General features: G+C 42.0%; 26 protein-coding genes. 23 read left to right on the plus strand and 3 right to left on the minus strand.

The genetic code is table 11. The annotated features are described in order from the left end of the window. The first annotated feature begins 17 nt into the window (after nucleotides 1-17). On the plus strand, nucleotides 18-851 hold the full coding sequence (locus BK049_RS13040; protein WP_008358926.1) for an undecaprenyl-diphosphate phosphatase: 834 nt from the start codon (nucleotides 18-20) through the stop codon (nucleotides 849-851). A 183-nt stretch (nucleotides 852-1,034) separates the two neighbouring features. Next, nucleotides 1,035-1,508: a hypothetical protein gene (locus BK049_RS13045; protein ID WP_008361458.1), complete on the plus strand. Its 474-nt coding sequence runs from the start codon at nucleotides 1,035-1,037 to the stop codon at nucleotides 1,506-1,508. A 40-nt stretch (nucleotides 1,509-1,548) separates the two neighbouring features. Here the strand turns inward: BK049_RS13045 and bioB are convergent, their stop codons facing one another. Continuing rightward, nucleotides 1,549-2,544, minus strand: coding sequence for a biotin synthase BioB (bioB, locus tag BK049_RS13050; protein WP_008361456.1), 996 nt, complete (start codon nucleotides 2,542-2,544; stop codon nucleotides 1,549-1,551). A gap of 478 nt (nucleotides 2,545-3,022) precedes the next feature. Beyond that, nucleotides 3,023-3,400 carry a helix-turn-helix domain-containing protein gene (locus BK049_RS13060; RefSeq protein ID WP_071168700.1) on the minus strand — a complete coding sequence of 126 codons (378 nt, stop codon included), beginning with the start codon at nucleotides 3,398-3,400 and terminating at the stop codon, nucleotides 3,023-3,025. Nucleotides 3,401-3,793: 393 nt separating this feature from the next. Here BK049_RS13060 and BK049_RS19565 point away from each other — a divergent pair, with 393 nt between their 5' ends. From BK049_RS19565 to BK049_RS13140, 17 genes are all read left to right on the plus strand, one after another. Further along, nucleotides 3,794-3,952 carry a hypothetical protein gene (locus BK049_RS19565; RefSeq protein ID WP_167358864.1) on the plus strand — a complete coding sequence of 53 codons (159 nt, stop codon included), beginning with the start codon at nucleotides 3,794-3,796 and terminating at the stop codon, nucleotides 3,950-3,952. Beyond that, nucleotides 3,927-4,124: a hypothetical protein gene (locus tag BK049_RS13065; protein ID WP_008361449.1), complete on the plus strand. Its 198-nt coding sequence runs from the start codon at nucleotides 3,927-3,929 to the stop codon at nucleotides 4,122-4,124. Before BK049_RS19565 ends, BK049_RS13065 begins: the two co-directional genes overlap by 26 nt. A 102-nt stretch (nucleotides 4,125-4,226) precedes the next feature. Then, a complete protein-coding gene (locus BK049_RS13070) occupies nucleotides 4,227-4,628 on the plus strand; it encodes a RusA family crossover junction endodeoxyribonuclease (protein WP_071168701.1) in 402 nt (133 codons plus the stop codon). Beyond that, on the plus strand, nucleotides 4,625-4,855 hold the full coding sequence (locus BK049_RS13075; protein ID WP_071168702.1) for an XtrA/YqaO family protein: 231 nt from the start codon (nucleotides 4,625-4,627) through the stop codon (nucleotides 4,853-4,855). The genes BK049_RS13070 and BK049_RS13075 overlap by 4 nt, the downstream gene beginning before the upstream one ends. 98 nt (nucleotides 4,856-4,953) lie before the next feature. Beyond that, complete coding sequence (locus BK049_RS13080) at nucleotides 4,954-5,472, plus strand: sigma-70 family RNA polymerase sigma factor (protein ID WP_071168703.1); 519 nt, start codon at nucleotides 4,954-4,956, stop codon at nucleotides 5,470-5,472. A gap of 150 nt (nucleotides 5,473-5,622) precedes the next feature. Next, nucleotides 5,623-6,270, plus strand: coding sequence for a phage terminase small subunit (gene terS, locus BK049_RS13085; protein ID WP_071168704.1), 648 nt, complete (start codon nucleotides 5,623-5,625; stop codon nucleotides 6,268-6,270). After that, nucleotides 6,267-7,580: a PBSX family phage terminase large subunit gene (locus BK049_RS13090; RefSeq protein ID WP_071168705.1), complete on the plus strand. Its 1,314-nt coding sequence runs from the start codon at nucleotides 6,267-6,269 to the stop codon at nucleotides 7,578-7,580. The genes terS and BK049_RS13090 overlap by 4 nt, the downstream gene beginning before the upstream one ends. Further along, on the plus strand, nucleotides 7,577-9,034 hold the full coding sequence (locus BK049_RS13095; protein ID WP_071168706.1) for a phage portal protein: 1,458 nt from the start codon (nucleotides 7,577-7,579) through the stop codon (nucleotides 9,032-9,034). The genes BK049_RS13090 and BK049_RS13095 overlap by 4 nt, the downstream gene beginning before the upstream one ends. A 34-nt stretch (nucleotides 9,035-9,068) precedes the next feature. Further along, nucleotides 9,069-10,160, plus strand: coding sequence for an XkdF-like putative serine protease domain-containing protein (locus BK049_RS13100; protein ID WP_071168707.1), 1,092 nt, complete (start codon nucleotides 9,069-9,071; stop codon nucleotides 10,158-10,160). 21 nt (nucleotides 10,161-10,181) lie between these two features. After that, entirely contained in the window at nucleotides 10,182-11,105 is a 924-nt protein-coding gene (locus BK049_RS13105; protein WP_008361434.1) for a phage major capsid protein, read from the plus strand. A 13-nt stretch (nucleotides 11,106-11,118) separates the two neighbouring features. After that, complete coding sequence (gene yqbG, locus BK049_RS13110) at nucleotides 11,119-11,502, plus strand: protein YqbG (protein WP_071168708.1); 384 nt, start codon at nucleotides 11,119-11,121, stop codon at nucleotides 11,500-11,502. Continuing rightward, nucleotides 11,499-11,855 carry a YqbH/XkdH family protein gene (locus BK049_RS13115; RefSeq protein WP_008361430.1) on the plus strand — a complete coding sequence of 119 codons (357 nt, stop codon included), beginning with the start codon at nucleotides 11,499-11,501 and terminating at the stop codon, nucleotides 11,853-11,855. Before yqbG ends, BK049_RS13115 begins: the two co-directional genes overlap by 4 nt. After that, nucleotides 11,852-12,349, plus strand: a complete 498-nt coding sequence (locus BK049_RS13120) for an HK97 gp10 family phage protein (protein WP_071168709.1) — start codon at nucleotides 11,852-11,854, stop codon at nucleotides 12,347-12,349. Before BK049_RS13115 ends, BK049_RS13120 begins: the two co-directional genes overlap by 4 nt. A 4-nt stretch (nucleotides 12,350-12,353) precedes the next feature. Next, a complete protein-coding gene (locus tag BK049_RS13125) occupies nucleotides 12,354-12,809 on the plus strand; it encodes a phage tail terminator family protein (protein ID WP_071168710.1) in 456 nt (151 codons plus the stop codon). Next, entirely contained in the window at nucleotides 12,796-13,008 is a 213-nt protein-coding gene (locus tag BK049_RS13130; protein WP_008361424.1) for a YqzN/YkzM domain-containing protein, read from the plus strand. Before BK049_RS13125 ends, BK049_RS13130 begins: the two co-directional genes overlap by 14 nt. Before the next feature lie 3 nt (nucleotides 13,009-13,011). Next, a complete protein-coding gene (locus tag BK049_RS13135) occupies nucleotides 13,012-14,358 on the plus strand; it encodes a phage tail sheath family protein (RefSeq protein ID WP_071168711.1) in 1,347 nt (448 codons plus the stop codon). 1 nt (nucleotide 14,359) lies between these two features. Beyond that, nucleotides 14,360-14,803, plus strand: a complete 444-nt coding sequence (locus tag BK049_RS13140) for a phage tail tube protein (protein WP_008361420.1) — start codon at nucleotides 14,360-14,362, stop codon at nucleotides 14,801-14,803. 290 nt (nucleotides 14,804-15,093) lie between these two features. Here BK049_RS13140 and BK049_RS19360 read toward each other — a convergent pair whose 3' ends face one another. Then, nucleotides 15,094-15,183, minus strand: a complete 90-nt coding sequence (locus BK049_RS19360) for a putative holin-like toxin (RefSeq protein WP_072368332.1) — start codon at nucleotides 15,181-15,183, stop codon at nucleotides 15,094-15,096. A 149-nt stretch (nucleotides 15,184-15,332) separates the two neighbouring features. Between BK049_RS19360 and BK049_RS13145 the strand changes: the two genes are divergently transcribed. From BK049_RS13145 to BK049_RS13155, 4 genes are read left to right on the plus strand one after another with little or no spacing between them, the layout of a single operon-like run. Continuing rightward, nucleotides 15,333-15,773: a phage tail assembly chaperone gene (locus tag BK049_RS13145; protein ID WP_034740076.1), complete on the plus strand. Its 441-nt coding sequence runs from the start codon at nucleotides 15,333-15,335 to the stop codon at nucleotides 15,771-15,773. Nucleotides 15,774-15,814: 41 nt separating this feature from the next. After that, the gene (locus BK049_RS19365) at nucleotides 15,815-15,952 is read left to right on the plus strand and encodes a hypothetical protein (RefSeq protein WP_095410046.1); all 138 of its coding nucleotides are present in this window, start codon (nucleotides 15,815-15,817) and stop codon (nucleotides 15,950-15,952) included. Between the two features lies 1 nt (nucleotide 15,953). Continuing rightward, entirely contained in the window at nucleotides 15,954-19,934 is a 3,981-nt protein-coding gene (locus tag BK049_RS13150) for a transglycosylase SLT domain-containing protein (RefSeq protein WP_425304339.1), read from the plus strand. Continuing rightward, on the plus strand, nucleotides 19,927-20,595 hold the full coding sequence (locus BK049_RS13155) for a LysM peptidoglycan-binding domain-containing protein (RefSeq protein WP_008361637.1): 669 nt from the start codon (nucleotides 19,927-19,929) through the stop codon (nucleotides 20,593-20,595). Before BK049_RS13150 ends, BK049_RS13155 begins: the two co-directional genes overlap by 8 nt. Nucleotides 20,596-20,602 lie beyond the last annotated feature (7 nt).

The raw sequence follows: 20,602 nt of genomic DNA on the forward strand, positions 1-20,602 counted from the left end.
TGAAAGGAAAGAAAATCATGAATCTATGGGATTTATTCGTGGCACTGGTTTTAGGAATTGTCGAAGGACTAACAGAGTATGCACCTGTCTCGTCTACAGGACACATGATCATTGTCGATGATCTTTGGTTAAAATCAAAGGAAATCATTACGCCAGAGGCGGCAAACACATTTAAAGTCGTGATTCAGTTAGGCTCTATTCTAGCTGTAATGATCGTGTTCAAAGATCGTATTTTGAACTTGTTAGGCTTAAAGAAGAATATCACAGAAGAACAAAAGCGCAGCGGACATAAGCTGACCATTGCTCAAATTGCTGTTGGACTCGTCCCAGCCGTCATTTTAGGATTCATATTTGAAGATTATATTGATAAATATTTGTTTGACGTCAGAACGGTCGCTGTCGGGTTGATTTTAGGAGCTGTGCTGATGCTTGTCGCTGACTGGATCAATAAACGTAAAGCAGAAACAAGCTCTGTGGATAACATGACGTACAGACAGGCACTTTATATCGGGCTGTTTCAATGTTTGGCGCTATGGCCAGGCTTCTCGCGTTCAGGCTCTACAATTGCAGGTGGTGTAATTCTTGGTCTGAATCACCGTGCTGCGGCTGACTTTACATTTATCATGGCCATGCCAATTATGGCGGGAGCAAGTCTCTTAACTCTTGTGAAAAATGCCCAATATTTAACACCAGACATGCTTCCATTCTTTATTGTCGGCTTTGTGAGTGCGTTTATTGTCGCCCTCTTTGTTGTTCGCTTCTTCCTAAAATTGATCAATAAAATCAAACTCGTGCCTTTTGCAATATACCGAATCATCCTAGGTCTGATTTTATTTATCCTGTTTATGTAATGATAAAAACTACTCTTTCAAACTACTCTTTCAAAAGAGTAGTTTTTTGTTGTTTCATCCCTTTTAAACAGTAAAATACCCCTCTTAATTGGTAGAAAATGAACTTTTTTCTTAATTTAGTGTTTAAGAGACAAGTAAAAGGGTAGTACATCAACATACCATTTAAAGGAGGAGTTAGAAATAATGAGAAAAACAAGCAAATTTTTTGTTAGTTCGATGATTGCTACTTCAATGGTTGCTGTCCCTCTATCTCTTACGACTTTTGGTCAAAAGGCTGAAGCTGCTACGACAACAGGTGTCGATGGAAGTGTCTCGATTGATCCAGTAGCCATTGCCGATAAAATTGAAGAAGCAGTGAAAACATCTCAAAATCGTGATGGATTTGTCAAAAATGCAGCGTACAGTGCATTCTATGAAGCAGATCAAAACTATAATGTGGTTGTCCAAAACTTAAGCCAAGACCATGACTTTAGTGGACTGAACAATGTAGTCTATTATGATAGTGTCGTTTATGATGGGATTACGTTTGGTATTTGGGTGTTTGAAGATGGTACGTTTGTCAACAATGGTGACGGCGGTTATATTAACTGGACCTTTATTGGCAGCTTTGATCGCGAAGAAGGCAGCGGCACGGTTGATTTCCATAAAAGATTCTAATCTCAACGTCAGAAGTCTGCCGATTCATCGGCAGACTTTTTTACAGCGCACATTCTTCTATTTCAAATCCTAGATCTTCAATGATGTGATGGTCGGTTTGGACTTGTTGGCCTTTTGTGGTTAAATAATCACCGACAAAAATAGAGTTTGCCGCATATAATGCGAGGGGCTGCAGCGTTCGTAAATTAAACTCTCTTCCCCCAGATACTCGAATTTCCTTCGTTGGATTGATGAATCGCATCAGTGCCAAAACCTTCAACGCTTTTATTGGGTGGGTGCGTCCCTGATGTTCAAGAGGTGTTCCTTTGATTGCATGGAGAAAGTTGATGGGAATCGAATCCGCATCAAGGGCTCTGAGCGCAAAAGCCATTTCAACAATTTGCTGATTGGTTTCGCCCATGCCGATAATGACACCGGAGCATGGCGACATACCTGACTGTTTAACCTGCTCAATGGTCGACACACGGTCATCATATGTATGGGTCGTTGTGATTTGAGCATGATGATCTTGATGTGTATTGATATTGTGATTATAACGATGAACGCCTGCTTCCTTCAGACGCTTTGCTTTTTCTTCATTTAATAATCCAAGGCATGCACAAATCTTCAAAGGCATCGTCGCAGTAATTTCCTTAACTGCTGCGGTTACCTCATCTAATTCACGATGCGAGGGTGCTCTCCCGCTTGCCACAATACAAAAAGTACCCGCTTTTCGTTTTAATGCCTCACGCGCACCGGCCACAATGGTTTTTTGATCAAGCATTGTGTATCTCTCAACAGGCGCTTTTGACATGACCGACTGTGAACAATACCCGCAGTTCTCAGGACAATAACCGCTTTTGGCGTTCAAAATCATATTTAACTTCACCTTGTTTTGAAAAAAATGAAATCTCACTTGATAGGCTGCATGCATAATAGGTAACAATTCTCCGTCGTCTGCTTCAAGAATATCTAGACCTGCTTCCATGGTGATCGGTTCATTTTTCATCGCCTGCTCCGCTATCGCTTCCCAGGACAAAGACGTTTGTTTTCCCATAATAAGCCCCTCTCAATATGTTAACTTTATTTTATTAGAAGTTAACATATTGGATGAATATTGGCAACCACTGATCAGAGGATGGCAGTCCGAAACACTAAAAGGGGATGACTTCATCTCATCGCCTTTTGATATGTAAAGCTAGATTGCTTATCGAACAGCTATATAGTGAATCACAAGCTCACCTAGTGAATGATAGTAAGAAACAGTCACAGAACCGCGTTGCATGGCACGAATCCAAGTGGAATTCGGAGCAGTTTGATCTAATTGAATCGCATACGCTGCACCAGACACAGAAATTTGATGGCTGGACGAGAGACGGCGATTGAATAATCTACAGAAAGTGTACGGTTCACTGTCATCACTTTATTCATAGGTCATTCTTTTTTTAGAGGAAAAAGAGGCATTAAAAAAAGCTGGGTATATCTCCAGCTATGTGATGCTGTATAAAAAGAGGTCATGAAAGAGCAGATTTCTTTTATTTGTCGTCTGACTGCTTTGGCTGACGGCCTTTTTCCTTTTCTTTCTCTCTAATGTAATTAATAAAGTCGATGGTTTGTCTTCGTGCTTCTTCAGAAAAGTCGGAGGCAGCTTTAAACGCAATTTGCAAATCAGGATCATCTGCAAGGTCGTAATCGGAGGTGCCTTTGTCCTTACCTGTGAGGAGATAATCTGTTGAGACCCCATATAACTCGGCGATTTTCACAATCATTTCACCATCGGGCTTTCTCAATCCATATTCCCAGTTTGCATAGGTCGACATCGCTTTTAATCCGAGTTTTTTAGCAACGGTTGACTTACTCCATCCATGCTTCTCTCTTAATTCAGTTAGAATCTTTCCAGTCAAATTATCCATTGGAAACACCTTTTTTCATATTATGTGTAAATTTTATCATGAATTACACGGAAAAGATAAATAAATACACAAAAAGAATAAAAATATGATTGACTTACTCGTTTTGTGTATATTATCATAATGAGTATAACTTACACATATTGAGTAAGAGGCATTTGCGAGAAGAACGAATCTTACAAGGGAAAACACAAACGTATATGGCGAAAAAATTGCATATAAGGACACGAGTGAGGATGCGAATATAGAAAAAGCCGCACAAAGCCCAGTGCAGAATGAGCAAAGCATATTGCTGAGCTGTTCAATATCAGTGTTCAAGCGCTTTTTTTTAGCTAAAAGTTACACAAAAAGAGTAATTTAAAAAGAGACCGCTCTGAAAAAGGAGAGACAAACAGAATGAATATTGAACATCCGATCGTGACACAAATCAATGACTTTGGATATCCAAAAAGTTACTGGCCGTATGAGAATGAGATCAAGCGATATGGCTATCAAGTAGACGGCGATGACAACGAGGAGGGAGTTGACGATGATGAGACATCAGTTGACGTTTGATGATCGAAAAGAAGCCCAGCTTTGTTTAGAACAAGCTGGCGGTTGGATGACTTTTCATCAAAAGGAACCAATGTTTGCTTTCGCCACGGCAGAAGCGAAGCGCACCTATATGACCCTCATGGCAGAAAAAACGATGGATGCAAAGAAGAAGGAAGGAATCAGAGCGATATGAATCGATTGAAGCAAATCGTGACGTTCTTGACATGTTTGCTCAAAGCGAGTCAAAACGAACAAGACATTCGGCAGTGGAGCAAGGATGATGGGAGATCGTAACATGGTGATCCACTTCATCATTGAGACAGAGCATTTATTCACAAAAGAGCCGTTGATGAAAAGAATTCGAGCAGCCGCAAAAGCGCAATGCTCAAAAAGAATAAAAGGCGCACTATCACTGGACATTCGTTTATTTTACAATATGCCAATTGATCTAGCTGCCGGCAAAGACAAGCGTACATATGCTGAAAAAGGCTTGATACGTCCAGTGCACATCAGCATCCTCCAGACAAGTTTGGAGCATATTCTAGAAGCACTTCACTCCATTGCCGATGACGCCCCTTTGCAGATTGTGGATTTAAGAGTTTCACAGTTTTATAGCATGCGTCCAAGAGTGGAAATCATTTTAAATACTGTCGGTGACGGCATGAGGTCATCACCAAAAAAGGAGACAAGCATATGAACGAGCCAAAACAACTCCTCATTCAAGAAAACCAGACATTTGTCGGTAAAATGGAAAAAGGAAAGATTCAAGTCATTGTGTTAGATGGAAATGTAGGAACGGCCTATAAGATGGATGTGCCTGAACATGGAAAAACAATTATTCAAACAGCAAAGGGACATTTTGCAAGAGTGGATCACGAGATTGGTTTTAAAATCAGCGAGCCTGATAAATACACAACATCATAAGTCCAAGACGGAAAGCCTGCGGACACTGATCAAGACCCTACTGAAAGGGACTTGATTGGTGTCCGTTTTTTATTTTCTAAAAAAGGGAGAGAGCACATATGCAAGATTTACTGATCGAATATAAAAGAGCATTAAAAGATGCTAGAAAACGATATGAACGATTGAGAGAAACAGAGGAGAAGCAGTTGTCAGATCAAGATAAGCATGACAAAAAAATGATCGCCAGTATGGTCAGCGATCTAGAATACGTTGTGGACTGGCTTCAAATCGGCAGAGAGCCAGGCGCGCGCAGGGGATTGGACAGACGTTCTGTTTATCAGCGCACGATCCTTGCCAATCCAGAAGTATTAGAGGCCTTATCACATGAATATACCCTTATTCAAGAGAAAGAAAGAGAGGTAAGTGAGCGGGACAAAAGACGAATTGACGAAGCTTTGTCCGTTTTAACAGATCGAGAAAAAGACGTCTTCTTTATGCACACAACGCAGGGACTTTCATTTAGTGAGATTGCGATGATGCTAGATGTAAAGAAAGGAACTGTCCAAAAGCATATGGAAAGAGCTCGGATCAAAATGTCCAAAAAAGTACAAGAACGCCTATTCAAAGCGGCTGAATAGGCGTTTTTTCTTTAAAAAGAATTCATTCAGAGCTTGTCTTACAGTTGCCACCTATAGGTAGAAAGACCAAACGAATGTTTGCTAGCCCGGCACAAATGATTCCTTTTTAGGGAATCGTTCGAACTAAAAGGAGGCGGCAGGTGAATGTAAATGAAAGATAAACTGATAGAGGCTAAGCAGGATTATATGAAAGGGATGACGTACCAGCAGCTAGCTGATCGTTACGACGTCTCCATCCATACCGTCAAATCATGGAAAAGGCGATACGGCTGGCAAAGACAGAAAATGTCGTCAAAGACAGCGCATTCGATTTTCAATCAATTTCTCTCGGATGAAACGATTGAAATCATGGAGAAAATGGGCGGGCGCACCTCACTTGATTTAATTTGGGACCAAATCCAAATTCAATACGCAGCCATTATTCGTGCGCAGCGAATCATGCATGTAGCAGCTCAAGATGACATGATCAAAGAGCTGAAAAAGGTGACATACATGCCTTCTTCATTAGAGGAAGACACGATAGAAGGCATTCAGCCAGAACCAGACATTACAGCAGAAGAATTTTCGTTTCAATTTTCATGGGACCGGCATGCCACTTTTTTAAATGCCCAATCTCGTGCAATGGGAGAGCTAAGACGTCTTATAAAACAGTTTGAAGAGCTCGCTCATGCGAAAGACGAACGAAGATTAAGGCTGAAGCAAATTGAACTGACAATCGAAAAAACAAAAAAAGCAGTGCGAGAGGAAAAAGAAGAAGACCTTCACATCATGATCAAGCGAAAAGAGGACGACTCATGACGTCGTTGATTGAAAAAGAAGTCAATCCTCACTTTGAACACTTTCTATTCGATTGGAATCAAAAGTTTCAATTTTTAGTAGGCGGCTATGGCTCTTCCAAAAGCTATCACATTGCGTTAAAGCTCATCTTAAAGCTGCTCGAGGAAAAGCGGACAGCACTTGTCATACGAGAGGTGTATGATACGCACCGAGAGTCGACTTTTTCTCTTTTGCAAGAAATCGTCACCGCTCTTGGCATTGATCATATTGTGAAGTGCCGCAGTTCGCCGCTTGCCCTCACTTTTCGAAACGGCAGCAGCATCTTATTTAAAGGGCTGGATAAACCTGAGAAATTGAAGTCGATCAACAATATCTCGATCATTTGGATTGAGGAGTGCTCCGAGGTTTCTTATGAAGGTTTTAAAGAACTGCTTGGAAGGCTGAGGCACCCGGCTTTACCTCTTTATATGATGTTATCGACCAACCCTGTTGGTCAGGATAATTGGACGTACAGACATTTCTTTCGAGATGAGCAGCTGAAGCGATTTGTTCTGGATGACGAGACTTTATACAAAAAGCGAACTGTCGTCATCAAGGATACGTACTATCATCATTCGACAGCAGCAGATAACCTCTTTCTTCCTAAAAGCTATGTGAAGCAGCTGGATGAGCTGAAAGAATATGACCCAGACCTTTATCGAATTGCGAGGAAGGGATATTTCGGGATCAATGGCACAAAGGTTTTTCCTCAATTTGAAGTGAGAAATCATGCTGACGTATTAGAAGCGATTCACGAGATTGACAGACCGCTGAAACGAGCGGGCATGGATTTTGGCTTTGTGGAGTCCTATAATGCGTTAATTCGATTAGCCGTCGATCATGAAAAAAAGTACTTATATATTTATTGGGAATATTACGACCGCGGAAAAACAGATGATGAAACAGCCGTTGACCTGAAAGAGTTTGCGGAATCAAAGGAACTTATTAAGGCAGACGCAGCAGAGCCTAAAACCATTCATTATTTTCGGCAGCGCGGATTTCAAATGGTGGCAGCGCATAAGTTCCAAGGCTCACGCTTGCAATATACAAAGAAAATCAAACGGTTTAAGAAAATCATTTGCTCTGATGCGTGTCCTTATACTATTTATGAACTTCAATCACTGACCTATAAGGCAGATAAGAACGGCCGCTTAGCGGAAGATGAATTTCAAATTGACCCGCACACATTGTCCGCCATTTGGTATGCACTGGATGATTATGAGGTGACGGATTTGAAACAGACTGCTTCTGACCGTGTCCGTCCAAACAGAGAGAGGAGGTCCATACAATGAAACAATTGAAGGCAACAATTATGAAAGCAAACATGTCTGATCACACAAAACAAATGTATGAAGATGAATTTTCCTACGAAAAAGATGACATTGTTCCCCCGCCTTACAACATCAATGAACTAAAAAGCATGGCAGAATACTCGACGATTCTTCAGCAGTGTATTGATGCGTATAGAACCAACATTTTAGGCTTTGGTTTTGGGGTGGAATATGCGTTTGATTTTAATGCAGAAGGTGTGAAATCGGCAAAAAAGAAGACAGCAGAGAAGGAATGGACAAGACTGGAAGAGTTTACGAAATACATGAACTACGATGAGTCTGCCGATGTGATTCTTGGCTATGTCCTAGAAGACCGAGAGAAAACGGGCAATGGGTTTTTAGAGGTGCTGCGAGATGGACAAGGAAAGCCAGCAGGAATCGAGTATTTAGATGCACTCCATATCCGCATTTGTAAGCTGAGTGAGCCAGTCGACGTCGAATTCCGATTCACAGAAGACGGAGAATTGAAGACGATGAATCGACAGAAACGATTCCGAAAATATGTACAGGTCATCAATGAAAAGAAAGTCTTTTTCAAGGAGTATGGTGATCCCCGCATCTTAAATTATGAAACAGGCAAATACGATGACACGACACCAGAACCGCTTAGAGCAACAGAAGTGATTCATTTTAAAATTGGTAGCGGTACGTATGGGATTCCCCGCTGGATTGGCAATATCGTCAATATGTATGGAGCACGCAAGGCAGAAGAGCTGAATTATCTTTATTTTAAGCAAGGGCGGCATGTACCAGGTGCCATTATTGTTGAAAATGGGATGCTGTCAGAGGCTTCATATCAGCAGCTTCAGGATTATATGGACGATATTGAAGGCTCTGATCATGCGCATAAATTTTTATTGCTTGAAGTAGAAGGGCTTCCGACAGAAAAGGGATTAACAGGTGAAGAAGAGGTATCAAATGTCAAAGTGAACTTTAAATCCTTGGCGGAAATCCTGCAAGAGGATGCGCTCTTTTTAGAATACGATGAAAAGACGAGAAACAAAATCCGCTCCGCTTTTCGTCTGCCGCCTATTTACACAGGTGAGTCACAAGATTATAACAAGGCCACAGCAGATACCGCACGTAAAACGACGGAGGAGCAGGTATTTCAGCCGGAGAGGCATCTCATTACTGGGAAACTCAATACCCTTTTCCTTCCTGATCTGGATATATGGCATGTCCGCTTTTTATTAAATGGTCCTGATTTCAGAGATCCATTAGAGATTGCGAAGGTTCTGACACCATTTATTCAGGCTGGAGCAGTATCGCCAAACGATTTACGAGATCTGGCGGGACGCATTCTTGGCAAAACGTTAGAGGAATGGCCGGAAGATCTCTATCACAGGCCTTTAGAAAGCCGCGTAGCATCAGCTGGTGGACAGTCACAGTCAGCGCCGGCACAGCTGGAGAAATAGAAGAACGTGAGCTTTTTTGAAGGGGGGTGAACATATGCCAAGAGAATTAAAAAACGCAAAAATTACGCATGTTTCCTATGTCGACAGGGCAGCAAACCAAAAGAAATTCTTTTTCACGAAAGCAAAGAAACAACAGCCTGACTTTCAAAAGGAAGTTAGCGTCCTGACAAAGGCAGAAGATGCTCATCGCCTTGTGTATGGCGTCGTGTATGAACCGAATACACCTGATGCACATCAAGACTTTATGTCGGCCAAAGAAATTGAAAGAGCAGCACACGGTTTTATGAAAGATGCCCGTCACATTGACAAGCAGCATGATTTTCAAGAGGGTGTTGGCGAAGTCGTCGAATCATATATTGCTCCAGCGGATTTTGAAGTAGGCGGAGAGCTGATTCGAAAAGGATCATGGGTGCTTGTGACAAAGGCCTCCGAAGAAATTTGGAATCAGATTCAAAAAGGCCACATTACAGGCTATTCCATGGCAGGGACAGCAGACATCGTTGCAATAGAAGAGCAGGAACAGCTCCTATCTCAAGAAGCGAATGAGAGAGGGCTTTTTTCTTTGCTGAAAAATTTCTTTTTGAAAGAGGAAGGTGCAAATATGCCACAACAATTTTGGAGCGTTTTAAATCATCTGCTGGAAACGTTACAGTCAAGTGATGTTGATGAGTCTAGCGTAAGAGCTGCGCTTGCACAATTGATACCAATTGTGCAGGACGTGTTGAAGACAACAGACGTCCTTCAAGCGATTGGCGAAAGACCAGCATCCGTTCAAAAGCAAGATGCCGGATTGACGACCGATCAAGTAAGCGAGCTTGAAAAAGCAAAGACGGCAATCGAAAACGTCTTACAGCAAGCAGAAACACAGAGGGCAGATCAAGCAGGGGAAGAAGAACCTGTTCAAAAAGTGCTGGAGCAAGTGGTTGCGCCGATTCGTCATCAACTCTCTTCATTAGAGAAATCCACCAGCAGAGAAAAATCAGCTATTCAGCAAGTGCTTCAGCAGCAGCTACTGCCTATTTCAGAGCGGATTCACATGCTTGAAAAAGCGCGGGGTATTTCAAAACAAACAATTCACGATACACAAAACGACAGTACAAAACCCATATGGGATGGCTTACTATAAGCCAAATAAGGAGGAAAAAGTGTGAGAAATCAAGAGTTGATTCGTAAGGCAGAAATGACACTTGCCAGCTTAAAAACCGGCGGTCTCATGAACGCAGCCCAATCCAACACATTCATTAGAATGATGCAAAACACACCAACCGTTTTAAATGATGCACGTATCATTCCAATGGAAAGTGATTCACAAAAAATCGAAAAAATTGGCTTCGGCCAGCGTATTTTGCGCCCAGCAGAAGAAGGCAAAGCGCTTAATGCAAAAGATCGTGTTGTCCCAGCGACAAGCACTGTCCAGCTTAATGCCAAAGAGGTCATTGCAGAGATTCATATGACCTACGACAGCATTGAAAACAATATTGAAAAAGACGGGATTCAGCAGACGATTATGCAAATGCTGGCGGAACGAGCGGCAGTCGATATTGAAGAGCTGATTGTCAACGGAGATACAACAGCAGAAGATCCATTTTTAGCTCAAATAGATGGCGTACGAAAACAGGCAGTCTCTCATATTGTCGATGCAAATGGAGCAGAAATTAGCCGTCAAATGTTCAAACAAGCCTATAAAGCGATGCCGTCAAAATATTTACGTGTTCCTCAGGATTTCCGGTTCTACACATCTCCAAGCTTAGAGGTTGAGTGGAAGGATCAAGTAGCAAACCGTCAAACAGGCTTAGGAGATTCAGCACTTCAAGGCGGACTTTCCTCTGCGTTCGGTGTTCCGGTCAAAGGTCTTGCCAACATGCAGCCGTATGATGAAGCAGGAACGGACGTATCAGATATTTTGCTGACACATCCGAAAAACATCATCGTAGGTTTTTCTCGCAATATTCGGATTGAAGTAGAAAAAGATATTCGCAGTCGTAAGTTTATCATTGTCCTGACAGCAAAGCTCGACAGCAAATTTGAGGAAGAGGATGCTGTAGCCAAAGTAATGAAAGTGAAAGAGTAGGTGACGGCAGATCATGATCATTTCTGCTGAGGAATTACAAGCCTATTCTGTATTTGATCGCGTGAAAAATCGTTCTGTAGAGAGACTAGCGGCAGATATTATCGAAGCAGAAGCTGCGGTATTTCAGATCGTCGGCCACGATTTTACGCACGAAAAATATCAGCCCATCCCTGAAAAAGCAAGGATCGCCTTATTAAAAATGGCCCAGTATTTTGCCATGCTGAATGATGATGAATCCATGATGAAAGGCTTGACGTCAGAAAAAATGGGTGATTATTCATATGCCAAGGCAGCGGATCAAGTGAAAGGCAAACCATATGTGTATGCCCTGCTTGTTGATTATATTGAACCATCATTAACTTGCGGCAGTGCCAATTTAAAGGTGAGATCGTTATGAGCTATGAGTCTCTCTTAACGGATCGCTGTGATCTTTTTCACCTGGAGAACGAGGAGCCAGTCCGCGGTAAATATGGTATTCCAGCAGGAGATATGCAAATGACACCCGCCTATCCTGATGCACCAAGTATAAGAGATTTGGCTTGCTATGTCGTAGAAAAAAACCAGTCACTCGTGCAAGAAGAACCAAATACAGTGATTTATCAGTCCTATCTTGTCCATTTCCCTATAGCAAGTGATATTCGTTTGCATGACAAAATGGTGTGGAACGGCATTTCACTCAAATTGCAGCAGCCGAAAAGAGTGAAACAGCATCATATTGAAGTGATGGCTGTCAGAAAGGAAAATCTATGAAAATTGATGGACTTGACCGGCTGCTGTCACAGCTCCAAAAGGCGAATAGTGGCGGCTTGACGGAGCAGTACCAAAATTGGTTACAGGAAATGGGCTTACAGCTTTTAGACATCATTCAAGATGAATTAATCAAGGAAAAGGCTGTCGATACAGGCCGTCTTCTAAATTCCTTTCAAAAAGGTGACAGGGAGAATCATTTTCTCACTTCACGAGGTGGGCTCACGCTTGAAGTTGGAACGCAGCTTGAATATGCTTCTTACGTCAATGATGGACATGCCGTTTCTTCAAATGGAGAACGAAGGTGGGTGCCTGGCAGATGGGCTGGCAGCCGCTTTGAATATGATCCGAGCGCGAGTACAGGCATGATGCTTTCAACTCAATGGATCGATGGAAATGGTTACTGGGATCATGCTGTCATGCTCTATGAACAAATGTTTGAACACTCGCTGGATCGGAAGCTTCAAAGCTGGATCGATCGACATTTTGGGAGGTGATGGAATGAATCAAGAAGTCGGGGCAATCATGCATTATATATACACACACTTTCCTGTGAAAATGTATGATCGTCTTCTGCCAGAGCGCTTTCAAGTGCCATCTGTTTATGTGCCGCCAGTGACAGTCATCAGCGGCCTGGATACGGTGTCTACCTTTATGAAATCTTATTCGCTGCAAGTGAAAGTGTTTCATATCGATACTGAGAGAGCACATGATGCGGCAGAAACTGTCGTTGATGCATTACTTGCTGATCGTCAAATGATTCAGATGATCAGTGAAGATGGCAAAGTGCTTGATGATTATGTCCGCATCAAAAGAGTGGAAACAAGAATCATAGATCAAGGTGTAGCAGCGATTGTCCTGACGTGGGATAGCAGCTATTGGTACTATCGAGACAAACAGCCAAGCCTAGAGGATATCAACTTTTCAGATGGGGTGATCAAACGTGAGCAAGACTAAAAAAGCACAGCTCGATCAAGCAGCTGGCGAAGAAAAAGAATTTGGCTTTTCATTTGAAGCCTTAAAAGAGCACAGTAAGGATCTTTTTGGGGTAAAACCAGAAATCCTTGAAGGTGCTCTTTTTTATATCAAACATCAACCAATTACAAAAACAGAAGCAAAGAAGCACATTGATGCTTTTTTGTCCAAGGAGGTTTAAAGGATGAACGGAGGCACTTTTACACCAGGTACAGAGAAAAAGCGTCCTGGCATTTACTTTAATTTTAAAACAACAGCAGAGCAGCGAATTACTTTAGGCGATCGAGGCACGGTGGCACTTCCTCTTGTGATGAGCTGGGGAGAACCAAAAACCTTTATTTCCGTTTCCAATATGGAAGACTTAAATAAAAAGGTCGGACTCAACATTGATGATAAGTCACTTCTTCTTTTCCGCGAAGCGAAGAAAAAAGCGCAAACGGTCTTACTTTACCGTTTAAACGAAGGAGAGCCAGCCAAAGCTGAAATCGCAGAAAGCTTTGTGGTCACAGCAAATTATGGCGGTCAAAAAGGAAATGAGATCACCATTCAAGTGGCAGAAAATGTACTCGACAGCACAAAACGTGACGTCATCACCTATCTTGGAACAGATATTGTCGATAAGCAGGTTGTCACAGATGTCAAAGAGCTTGTGAAAAACAAATATGTTCAATTTTCTGGTGAAGGTGAAGCGGTCATTACAGCTGGCACGGCTCTAAGCGGCGGGAAAAATGGCGTGGCAAGTGTCGCAGATTATACAACTTTCCTAGAAGCAGCAGAAACAGAATACTTTGATGTCATTGCCCTTCCAGTCAATAATAGTGAGCAATTAAAAGCAACCTTTGCCTCGTTTATCGAACGGTTACGCGATAAGCAAGGACGTAAGGTGCAAGGGGTTGTCGCCAATTATGCAGCGGACCAAGAAGGAATCATCAATGTCACAAGTGGTGTTGTTCTAGAAGATGGAACAGAACTGACGCCTGCTCAAACAACAGCTTGGGTCGCAGGTGCAAGTGCAGGAGCGAATTTTAATCAGTCACTTACCTTTGTTGAATACGAGGGAGCAGTAGACACACTAGAGCGCCTTGACAATGATCAAGTAGAATACCGATTATCACAAGGGGAGTTTCTTTTCACCTTTGATGCGAGAGACCGTACAGTGAGTGTTGAAAAAGATATTAACTCCTTGACAAGCTTCACGGCTGAAAAGAACCAGCAAATGGCGAAAAACAAAATCATTCGTGTGCTTGATGCAATCAACAATGATTTAACATTTGAATTGAAAAATATGATCAAATTACGCAAAGCCAATGGAAATGACATTCCAGCATCAGATGACGGTATGCAGCTTGTGAAAACACTGATTACGCAGTATCTCACGCAACTTCAAGACGGAAGCGGCATTACAGGCTTTAACTCAGAAACAGATATCGTCATTGGTCTCAATGAGGATCGTGATGGATTTATTATTGATTTAGCGATTCAACCAGTAGACGCAGCAGAAAAATTCTATTTCAATGTGGAGGTGAAGTAAGATGGCTTTTAAAGCGCAAAATACAATTTCAGGTAAAGAGGGTCGTCTTTTCTTAGAAGGTGAGGAGCTTGCATTTATCAAAACCTTCGAAGCAAACGTGGAGAAAAACAAATCCGAAGTCAACGTCATGGGACGCCGAATGACTGGTCATAAAACAACAGGGGCAAACGGAACAGGAACGGCAACATTCTATAAAGTCACTTCACGTTTTGTTCAATTAATGCTCAACTATGTGAAAAAAGGGGAAGACCCTTATTTCACTCTTCAAGCGGTGCTTGATGATAAGTCATCAGGCCGAGGCGCTGAGCGTGTGACGTTATTTGATGTCAACTTTGATTCAGCTAAAATTGCTGGATTGGATGTCGATTCAGAGGCACTTGAAGAAGAAGTTCCATTTACATTTGAAGACTTTGATCTGCCTGAAAAACTGAAGAATTCTTTCTAAATTACAATAGAAAAGACATGACGAATGACGAAAAATAGATGTTGTTTTTATTTTATTCAACGATATGGTATAATTTTTCGTAGTGACAGAGTAGCTATAAAAGAGTTACTGTGTAACCCTCAAGAGTTTCTTAGAAATATGTTTACATGCAAAGCACTTTGCATAAAATAAAAAGAAGCCAGGATGCGTCAACATCCCGGCAATGTACAATTTGGCCCTCAAGGGGCTGGCTTATCGAATAGGTTCTTTAGGTAGACTTTCCCTTCAACCTTCCACAGCTCAAGGGGAGTCTATTTTTTGTCTATATATGTCAACAGGGCAATGATAAATGACCCGAAAGCAAGCATTAACATCAGTGCTTGGAATGTTGACATGAGCATCACCCCCTTCCTATCGGGGATGAGCCAGACGCCCTTGAGCAAGCCGTTCAATTGTACGTTCTCAATTATACATGAAAAGATTGGAAAGCACATTCAAAAATGGATGTGCTTTTTTGTATTCAAAAACATAACAAAGGGAGTTTTTAAACATGAGCGAAAAACAAACATTTGATCTTTCATTTTTTATGCCAGGACAAACAGTAGAAGCAGAAGAAGTCAAAGTACCGATTTCCAAGCGTTTTGTTGATAAAAAAGGAAATGTCATCCCTTTTGTTTTCAAAGCGATTACCACTGAGCGTATTGATGAACTAGAAAAAGAAAACACAACGTTCAAAAATATCAAAGGCAGAGGCCGCGTGAAAGACTTAGACAGCCAGCGCTTCTATGCACGAATTGCGATTGAATCGACTATTTATCCAGATTTCCGCTCAAAGGAATTAAGAGAAGCCTACAGCACACAAGATCCAGTTGAAGTCGCAAAACGTGTTTTATCTGTCGGCGGTGAATACGCAAACTGGTTAAACAAAGCCATTGAAATTAACGGATTCGAAGACGAAATTGAAGATTTAGAAGACGCAGCAAAAAACTAATAAAAGATGGGGATAAAGAAGCCGTGTTTCTATATTACGCCATGCACGAGCTTCACTATTCCCCATCAGAACTGCTTGATTTATACGAAGCACCAAGACCATTCAAAGCATTCCTTTTCGGACTCATCAGCTACAAACTCGACATGCTAGAAAAAGAAGCAAAGAAAGGAGGGAAATAAACTGGCGAAACTCACTGCACGATTTGAATTAGAAGACAAAGTATCAAAGAAGCTACTGCGCATTCAAAAACGATTTCAAACGTTTGAGAAGCAGCTTAAACCATTTAGAAAACCGGTGAAAATAAACCTGGAAATAGATGAAAAGAAGCTAAGAAACTTCAGTTTATCACTTCGGAAAATTTCAGTGATTTCCATGAGACTCGATCAGGGAATCTATCGTGATCTAAAAGTATTAAACGATCAGTTAAATATGATCCCAAATCATATGGTCATATCCATTCAAGCAAAAGGATTAGATGTCATTAAATCCAGCATAAATCGTTTGAAACAAGTGGGAACAAGTCCCATTCTGCTGACGTTTAAATTAAACGATCAGTTGTCAGGTAAAATGTCAATGATCAAAAAATCTATTCTCCAGCTCATGAACAGAACGTACTATATGAGAGTAAACATGATTGATCAAGCCACCGCTGCGATTCAACGAATCAAAAAGACACTCAAAAGCTTGACGATGGCTAAACACGAAATCAGAGTATCTGTTCAAGACAATGCAAAGAATAAGTTGAAAAAACGAGATCAGGCAGAGTCGATTGTGAAAGAACAGAACTTAAAAAAAGAGCCTGAGGCTGGTAGTCCGTCGGTTAAAACGGATGACACTAAACAGAGTTGGCTCCAGAACGTTGCCAATAAAGGATTAAATGAAATTCAAAAATATGCAGGTGACGTTGCAGAAAAAGTGAAAGAAAAATTAAGTCCTAGAAAGTTTTGGGATGAAAAGGCACTTCCTTGGGTTGAAAATAAAATGGAAGAGTACAAGCAAGATGTGATCGGAAGAATAAAAGAGAAGATTAAATTGAATCCTGAAAAAAAACTAGATCAATTGGTGAATAACGTACTAGATCGTTTCTTAGGTGCAAGTGATCAATCAAGTGAAAACAACAGTACCACTCCGGCACCAACAACAGCACCAACAACTTCACCAACACCAACTAATCCAGCTCCCAATACGAAACCTCAGCCGCAAGGTGGAAAAGGTTTGTTTCGCAATAGTTGTTGTCCCTGTTGTGCAAGAGGTTTAACCAGGGGAGGCTCTACTAAAACGAAAAATCGAAATGGTCAATCACGAAGACAGCCTAGAAATCCAAATGCCACAACAAGAACCGAAATGAATAGAAGACCTCCAAGTAAATTAGGAAAACTGAAAACAAATGCAGGTAAATTATTTGGGAAAATCCCTAGTGGACTAAAGAAAGGTGCGGGTATCGCAGCTTCAGTTGGTGGACTTACGGGTTTGGTAAAAGGCAGCAAGGGGTTAAGTGGATTAGGGAATGCGGTGAAAAATATCGGTAAAGGGAGCGGTAAATTATTAAAGAAAGTACCTATTCTAGGAAGTGTACTTAGTGCAACAAATCTAATTGGCATAAACAAAAAGAATGCTGGTGAAAAAATCGGTACGACTGGAGGCGGAATCGCCGGCGGGATGGCAGGTGCTGCAGCAGGTGCTGCGATTGGAAGTGTAGTTCCAGGAGTAGGTACAGCCATCGGTGGTCTAGTAGGCGGTATCGCTGGAAGTATGGGCGGAGAATCTATCGGTGAAACGATTGGAAAATGGTTTGATGGCGGCGGATTTGACAAGATTGGCCAAAAAGCCATCGAAATCAAAGATCAAATTGTTGAAGTTTGGTCAACAGTCGCTAGTTGGTTCACTGAAAACGTCTGGACCCCGCTAAGCGGTACAGTCATTACAGTAGCAACCACGATTTGGTCAAGTCTAGTCAATGCATGGACATGGATTCAAGAAACATTCAGTACAGTAGCAGGGTGGTTTATCGAAAACGTCTGGACCCCGCTAAGCGGTACAGTCATTACAGTAGCAACCACGATTTGGTCAAGTCTAGTCAATGCATGGACATGGATTCAAGAAACATTCAGTACAGTAGCAGGGTGGTTTATCGAAAACGTCTGGACCCCGCTAAGCAGCACAGTTGTTACAGTAGCTACAGGAATTTGGACAGCATTATCAAATGCATGGAAAACCATTCAATCGATTTTTGGAGCAGTATCCTCTTGGTTTATGAACAACGTCTGGACCCCGCTTGTAGAAACCGTCGGAACCATTAAAGATAGCATTGGAAAGAAGTTTGAAGAAGCGTATAAAGTAGTGACAGATATATGGGATGGATTATCCAAATGGTTTGAAGATAATATTCAGACACCGATCCTAAAAGTGGCAGGTGCCATAAGTGATGGTTTTTCTAAGGCATTTGGCTGGGTCAAAGAGATTTTTGACAAGGCTGGCGATGGTATTAATTTTGTAATAAAGCATTTATTTGGAGATCCTGATAAAAGAGCCACAGGCGGCTATATCACTCAGCCTACCCTATCATGGGTTGGTGAAGCTGGTAACGAATTTGTCATTCCAACTCAAAATAACCGTGGACGGGGGAAAATGCTGCTTGCACAGGCTGCTTCTCACCTTGGAATGTCTGTTGTGCCAAGCAGCGGCGGTGCAGCAAACCCAGTTTCCAGCTCTCCAGCTCAAGCAGCTCCAAATGCTTCTGTCGGTTCAATTGGTGGATCGGTTTCATTGGATGGAAACATTCAAGCTGCAAGCATAGGTGAGCAATTTAATCATGATTTTGAACAAGGACTAAATCAAAAGGTGGTTTCGCTGGATCAATGGAAACAAAAAAATATTCAGCAGCCATTTGATCACTTGACATCAGATTCAGGAAAGTACGGCCAACAAGTGGTTTCTGCCTTTGCGACGGGCCAGCAGATGACACCAACAGGAACAGACAGCTTTTTGCAAAGTCGTGTAAAAGCACCATACCAACAAGTGATGACAGCGTCACCGAGTTGGGGTTCTGGAACGGTTAGTGGTTTTGCAACAGGTCAAAATGCCACATCATCTAGCACAAGCCAATACGTAGATCAGCACATCAAACAACCATTCCTGCAAACAAAACAAGAATCACCAGGCTGGGGTTCAGGAATGATGGATGCCTTCAATAGCGGGATGCGTTCGAAAGCAAGTGAAGTCACTCAGGCAGCTAAAGAAATGGCGAAGAAAGTAGAGCAGGCATTTAGAGAGGAATTAGACATTCATTCCCCTTCACGTGTCATGATGAGTCTTGGGAAATTTGCATCGATTGGTGTCGTCAAAGGTCTTGATTCGGTTGACGTGAAGAAATTTGCAGAGAATCAAGCCGGTTCCTTAATCGCTGCATTTAGTGGCATGGGTGCATCTAACATGACTGTTCAACAATGGCTCATGGCTGCATTAATGGCAACCGGCACATCTATGAGCTGGCTACCTGGTTTGATGACGATTGCGCAGAATGAGTCACGTGGAAACCCGAAAGCGATCAACCTATGGGATTCAAACGCCAAGAGAGGAACGCCGTCTAAAGGATTGATGCAGACCATTGATCCGACGTTTAACTCCAATAAAGGCAAGGGCATGAATGATATTTGGAACCCAATTCATAATGCCGTAGCAGCCATTAACTACATTAAGGGCAGATATGGCACAGTCTTCAATACACCGGGATTACGGAGTATAAGAAGAGGCGGTCCTTATAAAGGCTACGCAAATGGCGGACTGATTACTCAGGAGCAGGTAGCTAGAGTCGGTGAAGGAAACAAACGTGAATGGATTATTCCAGAAGAAAGAGGCATTCGCGGAAGATATTTATTGACGCAGGCAGCCAAGGCACTTGGGATGCAAGTCTATGATCCATCAAATGCATCTGCTCCTTTACCAGAATCCCAGATGCAGCAAGTGACCTCAGCTCAATCATCAGCTGGCGGTTCTACATCATCGGGAACGAAACAAATCACCATCCAGTTCAATGGAGATCAGCATTTCCACAATGGACAAGATCAACAGTCTCTTGTCGAAAAAATAAGACAAATGCTCGTAGACGAACTGGAAGTAGAGCTTCATACAGGAACGAAGGGAGTCGTGATCGATGGGTAAATCAGTGTATCAATTGTGGATTTCCCAAGGAAAGGACAAGCTGCGATTCCCTGTCCTTCCATCCGAACTCGAAATCACAAATCATGTACAAAATGAAACAGTGAAGGTCGCCTCTTTCGGAGAACTGACCTTTATTGATGTGCCATCGGCTAAACAAGTATCATTCACCTCATTATTTCCTAAGAAATATTCGCCGATTGCTGAATATAAAAGCATTCCATCACCAGAGAATGCAATAGCGAAAATTGAACGAATGATGCGGTCGAAGAAGTCCGTGCGATTGATTGTTACAGGGACTAAAATCAATATGACGTGCAGCATTGAAAGCTTTACCCACAAGGAAGGGTCATATGATATTGGTGATCGTGAATTTACGATTGAGCTAAAGGAATATAAAACAGCATCGCCTAGGAAAATCAAACAAAAGAAAAAAGCGAAACAAACCAAAAAGAAAAGACCCTCAGCATCACCACCAAAATTGTACACCGTCAAAAAAGGCGATACTTTGTGGGCCATTTCAGGCCGGTTTTATGGCGATAGTACAAAATGGCGGCGTATTTGGAATGCCAATAAAGCAGCGATGATTAAACGAAGTAAACGCAATATTAAGCAGCCGGGACATTGGATTTTTCCTGGACAAAAACTAAAAATACCACAATAGGGGGGCT

The organism is Bacillus xiamenensis (assembly GCF_001857925.1).
In the GTDB taxonomy this organism is placed as follows: Bacteria; Bacillota; Bacilli; order Bacillales; family Bacillaceae; genus Bacillus; species Bacillus xiamenensis.